This window comes from Pseudoalteromonas sp. Z1A2 (assembly GCF_011378755.1).
Taxonomy (GTDB): domain Bacteria; phylum Pseudomonadota; class Gammaproteobacteria; order Enterobacterales; family Alteromonadaceae; genus Pseudoalteromonas; species Pseudoalteromonas distincta.
The window spans coordinates 1-15,276 of record NZ_WTKX01000047.1 but is presented as its reverse complement, the minus strand read 5'-3'; the positions used below and the strand labels follow the sequence as shown (position 1 = coordinate 15,276).

Annotated in this window: 15 protein-coding genes and 4 pseudogenes; 3 read left to right on the top strand and 16 right to left on the bottom strand. The window is 37.6% G+C overall.

Annotated elements, in window-relative coordinates; genetic code table 11:
- Positions 1 to 83: 83 nt before the first annotated feature.
- Positions 84 to 269 (top strand): annotated as a pseudogene (locus tag GQR47_RS19675) (IS3 family transposase); the annotation flags it as partial.
- On the opposite strand, the gene GQR47_RS19670 reads toward GQR47_RS19675, so the two are convergent.
- From GQR47_RS19670 to GQR47_RS19615, 13 genes are all read right to left on the bottom strand, one after another.
- Entirely contained in the window at positions 262 to 447 is a 186-nt protein-coding gene (locus GQR47_RS19670; protein ID WP_024597012.1) for a hypothetical protein, read from the bottom strand. The pseudogene GQR47_RS19675 and the gene GQR47_RS19670 sit on opposite strands and share 8 nt — an antisense overlap.
- Positions 448 to 495: 48 nt before the next feature.
- Entirely contained in the window at positions 496 to 621 is a 126-nt protein-coding gene (locus GQR47_RS20605) for a hypothetical protein (RefSeq protein WP_261765764.1), read from the bottom strand.
- A 209-nt stretch (positions 622 to 830) separates the two neighbouring features.
- Entirely contained in the window at positions 831 to 1,004 is a 174-nt protein-coding gene (locus tag GQR47_RS19665) for a hypothetical protein (RefSeq protein WP_165724378.1), read from the bottom strand.
- A 73-nt stretch (positions 1,005 to 1,077) separates the two neighbouring features.
- Positions 1,078 to 1,431: a hypothetical protein gene (locus tag GQR47_RS19660; protein ID WP_024596908.1), complete on the bottom strand. Its 354-nt coding sequence runs from the start codon at positions 1,429 to 1,431 to the stop codon at positions 1,078 to 1,080.
- A gap of 49 nt (positions 1,432 to 1,480) precedes the next feature.
- A complete protein-coding gene (locus GQR47_RS19655; protein WP_154904274.1) occupies positions 1,481 to 2,005 on the bottom strand; it encodes a cytochrome c in 525 nt (174 codons plus the stop codon).
- A 63-nt stretch (positions 2,006 to 2,068) separates the two neighbouring features.
- Positions 2,069 to 2,386 (bottom strand): hypothetical protein, encoded by a 318-nt coding sequence (locus GQR47_RS19650; RefSeq protein ID WP_024596907.1) that lies wholly within the window; start codon positions 2,384 to 2,386, stop codon positions 2,069 to 2,071.
- Positions 2,387 to 2,418: 32 nt separating this feature from the next.
- Positions 2,419 to 4,269 carry a 2Fe-2S iron-sulfur cluster-binding protein gene (locus GQR47_RS19645; protein ID WP_024596906.1) on the bottom strand — a complete coding sequence of 617 codons (1,851 nt, stop codon included), beginning with the start codon at positions 4,267 to 4,269 and terminating at the stop codon, positions 2,419 to 2,421.
- On the bottom strand, positions 4,269 to 4,901 hold the full coding sequence (locus GQR47_RS19640) for a hypothetical protein (RefSeq protein WP_024596905.1): 633 nt from the start codon (positions 4,899 to 4,901) through the stop codon (positions 4,269 to 4,271). The genes GQR47_RS19645 and GQR47_RS19640 overlap by 1 nt, the downstream gene beginning before the upstream one ends.
- 96 nt (positions 4,902 to 4,997) lie before the next feature.
- Entirely contained in the window at positions 4,998 to 8,135 is a 3,138-nt protein-coding gene (locus tag GQR47_RS19635; protein WP_024596904.1) for an efflux RND transporter permease subunit, read from the bottom strand.
- 18 nt (positions 8,136 to 8,153) lie between these two features.
- Positions 8,154 to 9,968 (bottom strand): efflux RND transporter periplasmic adaptor subunit, encoded by a 1,815-nt coding sequence (locus tag GQR47_RS19630; protein ID WP_024596903.1) that lies wholly within the window; start codon positions 9,966 to 9,968, stop codon positions 8,154 to 8,156.
- Positions 9,968 to 11,425 carry a TolC family protein gene (locus GQR47_RS19625; protein ID WP_024596902.1) on the bottom strand — a complete coding sequence of 486 codons (1,458 nt, stop codon included), beginning with the start codon at positions 11,423 to 11,425 and terminating at the stop codon, positions 9,968 to 9,970. The genes GQR47_RS19630 and GQR47_RS19625 overlap by 1 nt, the downstream gene beginning before the upstream one ends.
- On the bottom strand, positions 11,425 to 11,949 hold the full coding sequence (locus GQR47_RS19620) for a DUF411 domain-containing protein (protein ID WP_024596901.1): 525 nt from the start codon (positions 11,947 to 11,949) through the stop codon (positions 11,425 to 11,427). The genes GQR47_RS19625 and GQR47_RS19620 overlap by 1 nt, the downstream gene beginning before the upstream one ends.
- A gap of 148 nt (positions 11,950 to 12,097) precedes the next feature.
- Positions 12,098 to 12,493, bottom strand: a complete 396-nt coding sequence (locus GQR47_RS19615) for a CopL family metal-binding regulatory protein (protein WP_253951857.1) — start codon at positions 12,491 to 12,493, stop codon at positions 12,098 to 12,100.
- A gap of 188 nt (positions 12,494 to 12,681) precedes the next feature.
- On the opposite strand from GQR47_RS19615, the gene GQR47_RS19610 reads away from it, so the two are divergent.
- Positions 12,682 to 12,936: a tyrosinase family protein gene (locus GQR47_RS19610; RefSeq protein ID WP_261765765.1), complete on the top strand. Its 255-nt coding sequence runs from the start codon at positions 12,682 to 12,684 to the stop codon at positions 12,934 to 12,936.
- Positions 12,937 to 13,073: 137 nt separating this feature from the next.
- Here the strand turns inward: GQR47_RS19610 and GQR47_RS19605 are convergent, their stop codons facing one another.
- A complete protein-coding gene (locus GQR47_RS19605) occupies positions 13,074 to 13,802 on the bottom strand; it encodes a TonB-dependent receptor (protein WP_024596898.1) in 729 nt (242 codons plus the stop codon).
- A 39-nt stretch (positions 13,803 to 13,841) separates the two neighbouring features.
- Between GQR47_RS19605 and GQR47_RS19600 the strand changes: the two are divergent.
- Positions 13,842 to 14,988: pseudogene (locus GQR47_RS19600) on the top strand (IS3 family transposase).
- A gap of 16 nt (positions 14,989 to 15,004) precedes the next feature.
- Here the strand turns inward: GQR47_RS19600 and GQR47_RS20565 are convergent.
- A pseudogene (locus tag GQR47_RS20565) lies at positions 15,005 to 15,121 on the bottom strand (glutaredoxin family protein); the annotation flags it as partial.
- 33 nt (positions 15,122 to 15,154) lie between these two features.
- Positions 15,155 to 15,276 (bottom strand): annotated as a pseudogene (locus GQR47_RS20560) (DUF305 domain-containing protein); the annotation flags it as partial.

Below are 15,276 nucleotides of genomic sequence, written 5' to 3'. Positions count from 1 at the left end.
TTTGGAGAAGTAACCCACCTTTGTATGCCTTTAAATATGGTGAGTATGGCGATTTATGTTACTTTAGAGGGGAAAATCCCTAGAACCCCAAAATGGAATGGATGCCAAAGGTTGGATATGAAGACTTTAAAGAAGCTAAGTATAGTGTGAGTGATTATATCCACGGATATTATAACAACGTTAGGTCACATCATTATAATGCCGGTTTAGCGCCAAATGAATCTGAGGTTAGATACCAAGACTCTATAACTGTGGCCAAAACTAGTTGACCACTACATTTACCTCTTGCTTAGCATCTCGACCATGCTTTTCGTGCATTGCGTCCTGTCTCATGCTGCCATCTTCTCTTCGGAAATCGTAATCTTGCCAGTTTCTAAGCTCGTCTTCCGCCTGTTGAAGTTCTTGTTCGATTTTTGTTATTGCTTCTTTAGTAGTTTCTTCTTTCATTATTAGTCCTTTCGGTTTTTTTACTTTAGACTTTGTAATATTCTAATACTAAAAATAAAACACAGTTCTAATTAGGTTTGTACCAAAACCACGTTTAGATTTGTACTCTTTAAGCGCAGCATCTCTACCTTCTTTAAATACTAATTTCTCGGTCTTTTTTTCTACAAATGCCATATAGTTCCTCTCTTATTCCAACCGTTATTTATAGTGAATAGCTAGCTGAATTTAATAATTGTAAAAATATATTCCAAGGCCACAGAGCCCCCACAATATAGCAATCATTAGGTGAGTATTTCTAATAAAGAAATTGTCATTTTCAGAATTTGATTTGATATTATTTTCTTCGTTTGCCATAACTTACTGCTGTATTCCAACGTTAACTATTAATGTAAAACACCATGTTTTAAATCAGTGTTTGGGTGTAATCTATTAAGCGTTTCAACACACCAAGTTCTACGTGATTTATCTTCGTCTAGTAAACCTATTTGTAAAATTGTTTTACTAGTATCATGAGTCTCTTCAGCCTTAGCTAAAGACAAACCTTCTTTGCCAAACATTGCTGGCAATGCCATTGAAGATGAATACTGATTAATGATTAATGATTAATGATTAATGATTAATGATTAATGATTAATGATTAATGATTTTATGGCGCTGATTGCTAGATTGAAAATTTAAGCTTTGTTTATGGAAAACTTTTAAAGGCTCTTCTCCTTGAAAGTTAATTTCATATTGCATATGCAAAGTTATGACACCTTCAGTATCTACAAGTTTCGAAATTTCCATGTGTAATGATTTTTTAAATTGAGCCTTTAAATAATTTTTGTTTGGTAGTCGAACAAACTTATAAAATAACCTTGGAATATCAACTTCCTGTCCATTCTCTACCCACATTCTTGTTAACTTGATAGCGTTTTTATCTCGTAAATCAAGGTCGTAAGGAACATAGATTGTAGGCTCAAAATACAAGTATTTTTCAATCATGTTGTTAGCATTATCGAAATTTTTTTCATTTTGTTTCTGTCTTTCCTCATTAATCTATGGCTGTTAGTACTTGATATTGCTCAGGCGTTAAAGTCGGTAATCGCTTAATAAAAGCAACCATGGCCCATATTCTTTCATCACTGTGAGTTTTACCCCAAGCTGGCATCCCTGAAGCTTTTATGCCGTGTTTAATCACCCAAAAATTCTGCCTTGCAAGCTCTTCATCAGTACCGTGTTGATGAGTTTCATGCGAAATACTTAAATTAGGTGGTTGAGGATACAGCCCAATGCTCATATCACTTTCTTCTAATCCAGGTTTTAGATGACAGCTTGAGCACATATATTCATAATCTGCTCCTCCCATTAACAACAACTCAGGACTTTCCAAATCAGGTACTTTGATATGTTGAGCCGATTTCTTTATGGATGCCTCCCTAGTTTCTTCAAGAAGCCAATAAACAATATCACTGTGAGGTTCATCTGCGGCTACATTCACTATCCCTGAATACATGACAGTGGCTGCACTAGCTCCTCCCAATAGCAATAATATCAATAGAATTTTAAGAGCTTTCATAACAATTCCTTACTTTAAAAGTCACTTAATACGAGCTTCAATTAAGTGACTTTTAATATTTAATTAATGGTTCTGGTGATCATCATTATTAGCTTTTTTATTTTCCTTTTTTTCCATTTTACTGTGATCCATTTCTTTCATTTTGCTGTGATCCATTTTCTCCATTGAAGATTTTGATTGCTTCATACACTTTTTCATCATTGCAACTGCAACAGGGTCTTTCATATCCATCTTGCTATGATCCATTTTGCTACAATCAGCTTTTTCTGCTTTTTTTGCATGCATTGCTGGATCATGAGCGGATGCATTCATTGATAAAGTAATTGCTGGTACTAATATCAAAGCGATTTTTCCTACAGTTTTAATAAAGTTAGTTTTCATGGTTTTCTCCTACGTTTTTGATTAAGATTAATTTATTTAAATTCATCGAATGCAATATTAGTTGCATCAACATTCTTGGTTTTTAAAAGGTTTATCGTTGCAGACATCATATTTGGTGGGCCGCATAGATAAAATTCGACACCATCAATTTGGCAAATTTTGTCAATATTTGATGTGAGTAAATCTTGAACATACCCCTTTGCTCCTGACCAGTTGTTATGCGGCCTGGACAGAACAGGGTAGTAATAAAAGTTTGGATATTTTCTAGATAGCCTGTAAAGCTCATCTTTATATAACAAGTCTTCCTCAGTTCTAGCACCATAGAAAAAATAGATACCTCTAGCTTCCTTTCTTTCTTTTTGGCGGAAGCACAATTGCTCTTCAATCAATGATTTCAATGGTGCCATTCCAGAGCCTGCTCCGATGAGCATCATTGTTTTATTACTTGAAGGTTTAGCGTAAAAATCTTCAAATGGGCCAGCCGCTTCTATTGTTTGCCCTAGCCCCAAATTGCATATGTAGCTAGAACCTACACCGGGATATATACTTTTATTTGGAGCATTTTGAATTTTGACGGTAAACTTTAACTCGTTAGTACCAGCTTCAATCTGCCCATCACCATTAGCTAGAGAATAGCTTCGACTACAAGCTTGATGCTCATACTCTAAATACTCAATACCACGCCAATGGTATTTGAAAGCGTCAGGAAGACGCGCTGGTATAGATACTCCTTTAGCTGGTGGTATATAGAAACGAAGATGAGCACCTGCTTTGAATTTTAATTTCTCACCACCAAGCACTTTAAAACGCAACTCTTTTATATAGGGACTAATAAACTCACTATGCGTTAATTCAAGAAGGTATTTTTTGGCTTTAGTAACGTCAATTAATGTTAACCTCTTTGTTTCTGTTGCATCATGTTGACAAGCCAATCTGTAACCTTGTTGCAATTGTTCCTTTGTTAAAAGTACATGCTCTGCTGAAGTGACTTTAACACTGCTATCAAGACGTACTTTACATTGGCCACAAGTCCCGCCACCGCCACAGGTTGATGACAAAGCAATATCATGATTAATTAAACCGTCAAGTAAGTTGGTATTAGTAGCTAAATCGAATTCCCCGATAGGCTCCAGATCTTTATCAAATAGCGCCAAAGTTCGACTTTTGTTGCCAAAGCGAACTTTGTATTGACCATTAAAGAGCAGCTCAATAGTCCAAATAAAGCCAGTTAAGGAAAAGAAAAGCGTGAAAAGAGAAAATAAAATGATTTGAACATTATTGAAGCTTCCTTCAGTGCCATAATCCATAAAGTGAAGCATAAAGAAAATATCAACAAACCGTTTATCATCATTACTATGTTTAATTATTCGACCAGAACCAGCATCAATATAAACGCTAGTTTGAATATAATCAGCATAGTTAACTTGCCACACTTCATTTTGCTCACGAGGTATATCTTCATATGGAGGTGATAATTTAACTGCATTTTTAATCACACCTTTACCATTGTAGGAAGATTGGGCCAGTTTTCTAACCATAGTTTCATCAATAACGACTGGCTCAGCGGTGTACGCATCAACCAAAGAGTAGTCATTGTCAAAATGGCTATATAAACCTTTATTATGAGTTAACAAATAGTAAGGGTGCTCTAATAGTGATATTTGTTTTAACGATACGACTTGTTTTGATTGAGATAAGACAAGTTGTGGTTCAACTAACCTATTAATATCAACTTGGGCAACAACGGGAGTTTGTTTATATTGATTTCCTGAAGCCTTTTGATGATCCATCAAATTAAAATATAAGCCTGTTCCTAACCATACTAGTAGTTGTAGGCCAACCAACAAGGATAGCCACTTATGTAGCTTTTTAAGGAATAACATTATCTAGCTACTCCCATACTTTTATCTAATGTATTTTTTACTCTGTTTTTGAAAATAACAAAGTAACTCAATACACCACCAGTAATTGCCGCAAAAATAGAAAAAAGTGTGAACCAAAAAAGTAGTTTATTACTTGGATCTTCTTCTTCGTAATCCATGACATGCAAACTAAACATCAAATCAAAGATTCGCCAAAATTCATGTCGCTTACTGACAAGCTTTCCTGTTTGAGCTGAAACATATATCGACGGACTGCCAAAATCATCAAAGTTAACCCGCCAAGCAGGTAATGCTCGACGGCTTAATTCAAACGGTGGATTTTCTGTAATCAATTCAGACTCAAGGACCGCACCATCACCACTGTAATAGTGTTTTGCAGCGCTAATAGCTACGACTTTGTTTAAGGGAGAAATCTTCTCCCCATTACTAGCATTTACAACATATTTTTCGTCATGCTCTGTAAAACGATAAACGGCTTGGTCTATAAAAACTTCTACGGCAATGTTTTTTGCGTCAGGATATTGCTTAGCTAATGCAGATAATGGGTAAGTAATTTCATCCACATTAACTTTAGCTTGGTGATTAACCACCAAACTATCACCATGAATATAGTCAATATCAAAAATAACCATATAGGCACCTGATATCGACCAAATCAAAAACTGCAAGCCTAAAAACAACATCAACCACCGATGAAGTTTCCGGCTAACCTTCAACGTTTTCATGCTCTATGCCTTGCTCGAAACATTTTTAATCGATGACGAACGCCACAAATAAAATAATGCAGGTAGAACAAGTAAAGTTAAAATCACCGCACTTAGCATTCCACCAACCATAGGTGCTGCAATACGACTCATCACTTCAGAACCAGTACCTGTGCCATATAATATTGGCAATAAGCCAACGATTATAGCTGCTGCGGTCATCATGACAGGACGTACACGTAAGCCTGCACCATGTAACACCGCTTGAAGGACATCAGCCTTCGTTGTTGAAATATCCTTTGACTGATGATCATTAATCATTTCGTGATAAGCCTGATTCAAATAAACCAACATAATCACACCTATCTCAACAGCAACCCCCGCTAGCGCGATAAAACCAACACCTACAGCGACAGAGAAGTTGTAGCCTTGGATATACATCAACCAAATACTACCCACCATAGCCAAAGGTAGAGTTCCCATGATCATTGCCACTTCAATAACATTTCTGAAGTTCAGATAAAGTAGAATAATAATAATGAACAAGGTTAACGGCACTACATAAGTCAATTTAGCTTTGGCACGTTGCATATACTCATATTGACCAGCCCACGCAATTGAGTAGCCAGCAGGAAGTTTTAGCTTATCTTCAACAACCTTTTGTGCATCAACAACGTAACTACCAACATCCACACCTTCAATGTCTACAAATGCCCAACCATTTAATCTTGCATTTTCTGACTTTATTCCCGGAGGGCCGTCTTCAACGAGCACATTCGCAACATCGCCTAATGAGATCCTTTGCCCATTTGGTGTCACTATTGGTAGCAAAGATAATGTTTCAGGCGAATCACGATAGTCTTGTGGGTAACGTAAACTCACTGGATAGCGTTCTAAGCCTTCAACAGTTTTGGTGACATTCATACCACCAATGGCCGTAGCAACAACCTGCTGAATTTCGCTAATATTTAAACCATAACGAGCTGCTTTAGCGCGTTGTATATCAACTTTAACGTAACGCCCACCAGCTACACGCTCTGAATATACTGATGCTGTTCCAGGTACATCTTTCAAAATAACTTCTAATTGTTTGCCGATGTCCTGAATTACCGATAAGTCAGGTCCTGCGACTTTAATACCAACAGGTGTCTTAATACCCGTAGCTAACATATCAATACGTGTTTTTATTGGCATCACCCACGCATTAGTTACCCCAGGGAGCTTAACTAAACCATCTAGCTCTTTTTTCAAACTCTCAGTAGTAACACCTTCTCGCCACTCTGAACGAGGCTTTAATTGAATAAAAGTTTCAATCATTGTTAAAGGCGCTGGATCAGTAGCAGTTTCCGCTCTACCTACTTTACCAAACACAGTTTTAACTTCTGGAACTGTTTTAATCAGCTTATCCGTTTGTTGTAACAGTTGACGTGCTTGCCCTATCGAAATACCAGGATAAGTTGTAGGCATATACATTAAGTCACCTTCATCAAGTGGAGGGATAAATTCACTACCAATCTTGTCAAGTGGATATATACCAATAGCAAGAACTGCCAATGCTGCTACTAAAGTTGTCTTTGGAAAAAGTAATACCGTTTTTAGAGCAGGCATATAGATAAAGGTTAAAAAGCGATTCACCGGGTTTTTATGCTCAGGTAAAACCTTACCCCTTATAAAATACCCCATCAGTACAGGGACTAATGTAATCGCTAATGCCGCTGATGCTGCCATCGCATACGTTTTAGTAAAGGCAAGCGGAGCAAACATTCGCCCCTCTTGAGCTTCCAAGGTAAAAACAGGAACAAAACTCACCGTAATAATTAACAAGCTAAAGAATAGAGCAGGACCAACTTCACTGGCCGACTCCACTACTATTTTCCAGCGGTTTTCATTAGTTAACGGTGTTTTTTCCATGTGCTTGTGCATATTTTCTATCATTACAATAGCACCGTCGATCATGGCACCAATCGCAATTGCAATTCCTCCTAGCGACATAATATTCGCATTAAGACCTTGCATATGCATAACGATAAATGCCGTCAATATCCCTACAGGTAAACTCACAATGGCGACTAGTGACGAGCGGACATGAAATAAGAAAATGATACAAACTAGCGCCACAACGCCAAATTCTTCTAATAGCTTATAAGCTAAGTTATCAACAGCCCTTTCAATTAATGCAGAGCGATCATAAACAGGAACAATTTCAACCCCTTCAGGTAAGCCTTTCTTTAGTTGCTCTAGCTTTTCTTTAACACCATTAATGACTTGCTGAGCATTTTCTCCAAAGCGCATAACGACGATACCACCAACAGTTTCTCCTTCACCGTTAAGCTCAGCGATACCTCGACGCATTTGTGGGCCAGTCCCAATATCTGCAACATCTTTTAGTAATAGAGGTGTGCCATTTTCATTTACTCCTAAAGGTATATTCTCTAAATCTTCAACACTTTTGAGATAACCAGTTGCTCTAACCATGTACTCGGCTTCTGCCATTTCAACAACAGATGCCCCGATCTCTTGGTTACCTTGCTTAATAGCCATTTGAATATGTGAAAGAGGGATCCCAAATGCTCTTAATTTTTCAGGATTAATTCTTACTTGGTATTGCTTAACCATACCGCCAAGTGCAGTAACTTCTGATACGCCAGGGACAGTTTGCAATTCATATTTTAAAAACCAATCTTGTAAACTGCGCAATTGACTTAAGTCTTGTTGACCCGTTTTATCAACTAAGGCGTATAAATATACCCAACCTACGCCTGTAGCATCAGGTCCTAATTGCGGTCGTGCATTGCTGGGTAAGCTAGGGGCTACTTGACTTAAATATTCAAGTACTCGCGAACGCGCCCAATACAAATCTGTATCTTCATCAAAGATGACATACACGTAAGAGTCACCAAAAAAAGAATAACCTCGAACAGTCACAGCGCCAGGAACTGACAGCATTGCAGTAGTCATCGGATAGGTAACCTGGTCTTCAACAACTTGTGGGGCTTGACCAGGGTAACTTGTTTTAATAATTACTTGCACATCAGATAAATCAGGCAGTGCATCAATAGGCGTTTTATTAACAGAATATAAACCAATGCCTACGAGTAAAAAGGTAGCGAGTAATACAAAAAATCGATTACCAACGGACCAACGTATTATAGAAGCAATCATAATAATCTAACTCCTATATTAGTGGTTTGAATGATCAACAACAGGTGCTTCTAATCTAGAAGTTTCACCCTGTTCATCACCTTGCCCTAGTGGGGCAATTTCAAAAATTACAAAATGTTCACCACGCACTTCAAAAGTAAACTTAACTTCCATCCCCTCAGAAAGTCCTTCAAGGCTAACATTGTGCCCTGTAATGAAATCTAAAGTAGCCGCAGGTCGTCCCCATTTTTCAATAGCAGATCGACTAATGTTCACCATTCCATGATCAATCATTAACGAGTTAATTGTTCCAGTAACTGTCGCTGACGAGTCATCTGACACTTCTTCAGTTACTTGGCTTGTATCACTTTCACTCATGTCGTCAGGAACATGGATGTTGCTAATTTTATAATCACCATTATCTTCTTTTGTCACTTCAACATGTAAACTCATTCCTTCACTAAGTAATGAGAAATCGACACTGTCCGATGCTATGAAATCCATCGTCATTTCTGGCCATTCCCATTCAGGTATCGCCTCATGAGCTAAAGTTAACATTTTATGATCTGCCATCATGCTCTCTATAGAAGCTTGAACCCAAACAGAAGAAGGCATTGAAGCATCCGCTTCATCAACATCGCTATTCATTCGCTTGAAGTCTGAAGACTTACTCGATTCTGAATCTAATAAGAACTGTGCAGAACTAACAACTTTTTCCCCATCACGCACCCCTTCAAGTATCTCAACACTTTCGCTATCGTATCGACCTACAGATACTGCAACCGATTTAAAACTCCCCTCACCTAAGGCGAGAACAACTCTATCTTGGTTTCCAGTTCTAATAAGTGCTTCTTTAGGTATCAATAAAACTTGTTCATCACCCGTTGTGTGAATCGCAATTTGAGCAAACATATTTGGTTTGAATTCACCATCTTCATTTTTAAAACGAAGACGTACTTTCACTGTACGAGTTTTTGCATCTAGTGTCGGATAAATATAATCAACTTTTCCTTGCCATGTTTTTCCTGGTAAGTAATCAAGAGTCATGGTTACTGGGGTGCCTGTTTTGACTTGACCCGCTTGACGTTCAAACACCTCAGCTTCAACCCACACTTCCGATAAATCACCAATTGACATTAAAGTAGAGCCAGGCTTAACATAAAATCCTTCACGTATTTTTAAGTTTTCCACCACGCCATTTTGTGGAGAATAAAAAGTAATTGTTTGCTGTACTTTCTTTGTTTTCTTAAGTTTTACTATTGATGATTTTGGAAGTTGTAATGCTGACAATCGATTTTCAGCCGCACTTATTAATCGGCTATTTTTACGATCTAATGCCAATAATAATTCTTCTTGGGCATTAACTAATTCAGGGGAATAAATTTCATAAAGGGGTTGCCCTTTCTTAACAGGATCTCCAATAGCCTTAACATATAGCTTTTCAATCCATCCTTGTACTCGTGGATGAATATGAACTAACTTATCTTCATCATAAGTAACATAGCCAACTGTATTTATTTCGGTGTGCAATGATTTATAACTAACTATTGCCGTTCTTACACCGAGGTTATTTACAACATCAGGAGAGATACGAATGGTTCCGGGACCTTCATCAGGTCCTTTACCACCATCGTCGTATACAGGTACTAAATCCATACCCATTGGTGATTTCCCTGGCTTATCTCTTTTGTAGTTCGCGTCCATTGGAGCTACCCAATAAAGCGGCTTCTTTTCAGCCGTTACAACAGAGCTTGCTTCTCCACTATTTGTCGGGGCCATAAAACTATAAACCCCAAATGTTAAAAAGCCACCGATAACCATGCCAATTACTATTGGCTTAATATTGTTGTTCATTATTCTTCTCCCGAAATAACAGTGAAACCACTATTATTTGATAAATTCATATTATTGTTACTAACGACAGGATCTATGCTGCCTATAAAAAGGTAATTAAGTTCTAGTAATAACTTCTGCTCTTCGACATTAAGAGTTAACTCATCTATTTCCGCATTTAATACAGCGATTCGTGAGCGAACCACTTCGGCAAAGTCACCATCATCATTGGTGTAGGCTGTTAGTGAAGCTTCAGCTTGATCGTGGATTTGAGGCAGTAGCTTGTCTTTGTATAAGTTCTGTCTATCTTTCAATCGAAGTAAGCGCCCTTTGGCACTGGAGTATGATGCGAGCAATTTTCTCATCAATAATAGTTTTTCAGTTTTTATTGCTTCTGTTTTTGAAATAGCTGACTTAACTTCTTTGTCCTGTCTATTATCTGTAAAAAGCGGCAAGTCAAAAGTAACCCCTACAGAGAACAAGTCCGCTCGACTATTTCCCATTGGATCATCATCACGGTAACCATAACTAGCATTTACTCCCCACTCAGGTTTGTATTTTTGCTTTGCCAATTTGATTCCAGTTTTTGTTGATTTAATTTTCTTTTCAACTGCAACAAGTGAAGGGTGGTTAGCAATATACTTAGCCAGTTCACTAGGGCGTAACCAGCTATTATTTAGAACTATATTGCTATTTACTAAGTCAATCTGAGGCAATTGCTTAGTCAAAACAATATTATGGAGCTGAAAATCATCATCTACATAAGTTTCACTTTGAGAATTATTCTCAATAGAAAATTCTGCTAACCATTGAGACAACATACCTTCAAAGCGGTTTTGTTGTTGACCTAAAACATCTAACCGATCTTCTAACCTTGTAAGCTCTAATTGCGCTCTTACGATATCTTGCTGTCTTGTTTTACCTAAAGCAGACGAATAACTTGCTTCTGCAATATCCGCTAACTGTTCAAAAAGCGCTCTGTTTTTTTCAATTAAAGCAATACTTTCTTGAACTCTGTATGCATTCAACCAAAGGCTACCAACAGTAACAGCTACTTTGGATTCTCGATCTTTTCGTTGATACGGGAATGATTCACTTTCAATCTTGAGTTGTTCTCGCTTAATCAATAATGTATCCCCACGAGGAAACATTTGAGATATACCCACTTTCGCTTGAGTCATACCCTCTTGCCCGAAATCAAACCCATTAACAGGTAAGTTTGCTAAACCAAGCGAAACTTTTGGGTCTGGTAATGTACCTACGGCTGTACTCATCGCTTCAATAGCAGCTTGCTTATGAATATTTCCCGTTAACCATGGGTCATTTTTCTGCGCAGACTTGATAGCTTTTTCAAAAGTTAAGGCTGAACTAGAAGTAATAGTAGGAATATCAGCAGAATTTGCAGTTAGCACTGTAAGAGCTAACATACCTGCACAGCATTTCACGCTTAAACTTCTGATATCTTTTAATTTATTCATTAAAACTGCTCCTCATAAGATTGAACGCTGGCATAGACCTCATAAGCGCCCCCTTTCTTAAGTAATAACACTTTATAAGGTTGAAATTTATCCCCTACTTCCATACCGGGAGTTCCCGCTGGCATTGCAGGAACAGATAATCCAATAACATCGTCAGCGTGTTTTTCTTTTAAAAATTTATGAATAAATTTGGCAGGAACATGCCCTTCAAATGCATAACCATCTTTTGATATAGCGGTATGACAAGAACGGTATCGAGGCTCTATTCCTTTCTCTTCTTTAACCGCTGTAAAATTTTGATAATTATGGACTTTTGATTCGAACCCTTGCTCATTTATATGGCTAACCCATTTTTTGCAGCAACCACATGTAGGACTCTTATAAACCTCTAAAAGAATAGGATGAGGTTTAGCATTTTGTGTTTTAGATGAAGTCACTGAAACTTCTTCTTTTGAACAACTTGCAATAGCAATGACTAAAGTAAAGGCTGCAACAGCCTTTAACGTGAATTTTTTGGAAAACATAACCCCCCCAAAGGGATATCAATTAATATTTGAATTGATTAGGTTATTCTTGATTTTGCTTAAAAATACTTAAACGCAGAGATCAAAAAGCCTAATACAGATAATTTTCATATAAGTGAGCCAAATTTTAGGCACAATTATTCTGTATTTAGCTTAGTATTGGAGGTCTATATAGAGATGATGATGATTGACTTTGAGCCAAGTTTGAATATGAGAATATTTTTGATGATAAATCAATAAAGAGACTGTCACCTGTGTCTTTCATTAGTGTAGCGATACTTGAGCAACCCCCAGTAAAACAACTACAACTTTTCACACAACAGTCATCTTCTGCTTCATCTGACTCATCAGATGAATGACTCATCATTGAATGGTCAATATGGTCAATATGGTCCATCATTGACATATTTTGCATTTGCTTCTGCCCACTATTTCCCTTCATACTCATCATATGATAAGACATAACAGTAGACGCAACCGCTTGACCAACAAAGGTCAAACAGACTAGCAGTACCATTAATGTTTTAGAGAAATTAGAATTCACAGCTAACCAACAAAATATTTCAATTAATCATATAATTGCATAATAAACACTACCTTTCAACAGATTAATATAAATAAAGTATAACTTAGTAGCTACCTGCAAGAAAATATTAGTGTTATGAAGGTCTTTAACAACCTAGGATGAGCCTTCGATTACCACAGGTGAAGCAGATGATGTTTTAGGTAGAGCTGAATGGTTGGGTTGGAGGCGATATGGGCAATCCTATGATTTCACCTAATGATCCTATTTTTTGGATGCATCATGCTCAAATTGATAGGATTTGGAGTGAATGGCAAAAGAGAAACCCCGGAGAAAAACCATACTTAGAAGGTTTAGAAAGAAAACTTGCCCCCTGGGATGTGATATATGACATTGATACTATAGATGATATTTCTAATCTTGGAGATGATAGCTATGAATACGAAGGGCCTAATCCTTTCTAACGGTATAGCTCAGCAGAGTTTAATTTGTACACTGAACGAACTCTTCAGTTGGTAAATCACCTGTTAAGCTGAAAATCATTTAACAACTTAACAGGTAATATGACCATCAACATATCTCTAAAAAACAACAATAGCATTTAAAAGTTGTATTTGTAGCCTAAGCTCAAAGTTAGAGGTTTTCCAACCATAATTGAACCATGAGTACGTGATGTCATATAGCTTTCGTCTAATAAATTATCGACGGTGAAATTCACTTGTTGGTTTTTAGTTAAATCATAATTTGCAACAAAATCAACGACAGTATGGGCATCAATACCTTCATTAATAGCACCTCGACCAGCCACTGTCCTCATTTCTCCAGTATAACGAACTAACAAATTTGATTGCCATTGCTCCCCTTCTAAACCAATAACAAACTGAAACTGATTTTCTGGAACATAAGGAAATTCATCACCAGACTGTACATCCCCCCAGAAATCCGATTCGAATGTATTCAAAAATTCACTCTGGGAACGAGTGTAGGTAAAGTCTATTGGCATGGTTATATTTCCAAAATTAACCAAGTAACCTGCTTTCATTTCAATTCCGTATACTTTTACTTCACCCGCATTATATTGATCGCCAATATTTTCATCGTCACAATTCTGGCTCTCAGTACAGTTACCATGCATATTGTCATAATCAGATAGAAATAAAATAGCCTCTATATTGACGTTATCATTATTAAATCTAGCTCCAAACTCATAATTCATACTTTCTTCATTCGTAGCATCTTCATTACCTGGAGCAGGGGGAGCAAATCCTTTTTGTACGCCACCCAACAAGACCAATTCATCAGTCTGGACTTCCCATAGTTTACTAGACACACAATAAGTTACATTGTAACTTCTAATAAGAGGTGTTTTATGAGCAAAGGCAAACGGTATACCCAAGAGTTTAAAGAAGCGGCTGTTAAACAAATTACTGAGCGTGGATATTCAGTTGCAGAAGTCGCTGAACGATTAGATATTTCTACCAAAACGTTATATCACTGGCGGAGCCAGTTATCAGATAAACCTAAGTCCGTTCAATCATCCGATGAAAAATTGAAGATCGCTTAATTAGAAGCGCAATTGAAACGTGTCACGGAGGAACGGGATATTTTAAAAAAGGCCGCAAGGTACTTTGCCAGCAACCCCGAGTAAAGTACGGCTTCATTCGTGATCACCAAGATGAGTTTTCTATTACGACGATGTGCCGCCTTTTTAAGCTGCACCGCAGTGGTTTTTATGCGTGGTTGAAAAAGCCTATAAGCGATAGAGCGCTTGAAGATAATCGCTTGTTGAAACTCATTAAAGAATTTTATGTAGCCAGTGGTGGCACGTATGGTAGCCCTTGGATACATGCAGACTTGCGTGAAGCCGGTGAGCATGCAGCGTGAACCGTGTTGCTAAGATTATGCGACAACATAAGCTTAAGGCGCAAATTGGATATAAGCGTCGCCATATTAAAAGCGGTAAGGCGTCGCGGATTGCAGATAACTTATTAGCGCGTCAATTTAACCCGCCAGCGCCAAACCAATCATGGGTGAGCGACATTACTTACATAAGAACCTATGAAGGTTTTTTATATGTGGCAACAGTAATGGATTTATTCTCTCGGTGTATTGTGGGTTGGTCGATGGATAAAAATATGGATAAGCACCTTGTTATAAAGGCACTGTTGATGGCTGTATATCAACGTCAACCGAAGGCAGACGTAATGGTGCATAGTGATCAAGGTAGTCAATACGGTAGCGCTGATTATCTCGCATTTATGAAAGAACATAATCTTGTGCCTTCAATGAGCCGCGCTGGGAACTGTCATGATAATGCGGTTGCTGAAAGCTTTTTTGCGACGATTAAAAAGCGAATAGTTAAGCGTAAGATATATTCGACACGGGAAGATGCGAAAGCTGAGATATTCAATTTTATAGAAATGTTTTACAATCCAAGAAAGCGGCATTCACACACAGGCGGTGTTTCACCTGCTAAGTTTGAGGAAGCGTACTATTCTGAGTTAAAAACTGTCTAGTGAAAGCTGGGAAGTCCAATAAGTGATCATTAACATCATAACCCTCGCGTTCTAGAAGGTCTTTTGACTTTAAGCCAAATGGGCAAATATGCTCATCTGTTGCCATTCTATAAAGCTCTGCTGATTTACTCATGTTTAGCTCCCTTTTACGTATTCTTATAAAATTTTACTTAGTATTAAAATCCGGTACAGCTCTAGGTTGTGCTTGTTCCTGAGTTTCTGCTAGGCCATTTTTTTCTATATCGTTCAGTAACCACTGCATCTCTTTAATCTCACGACGCTGTGCTT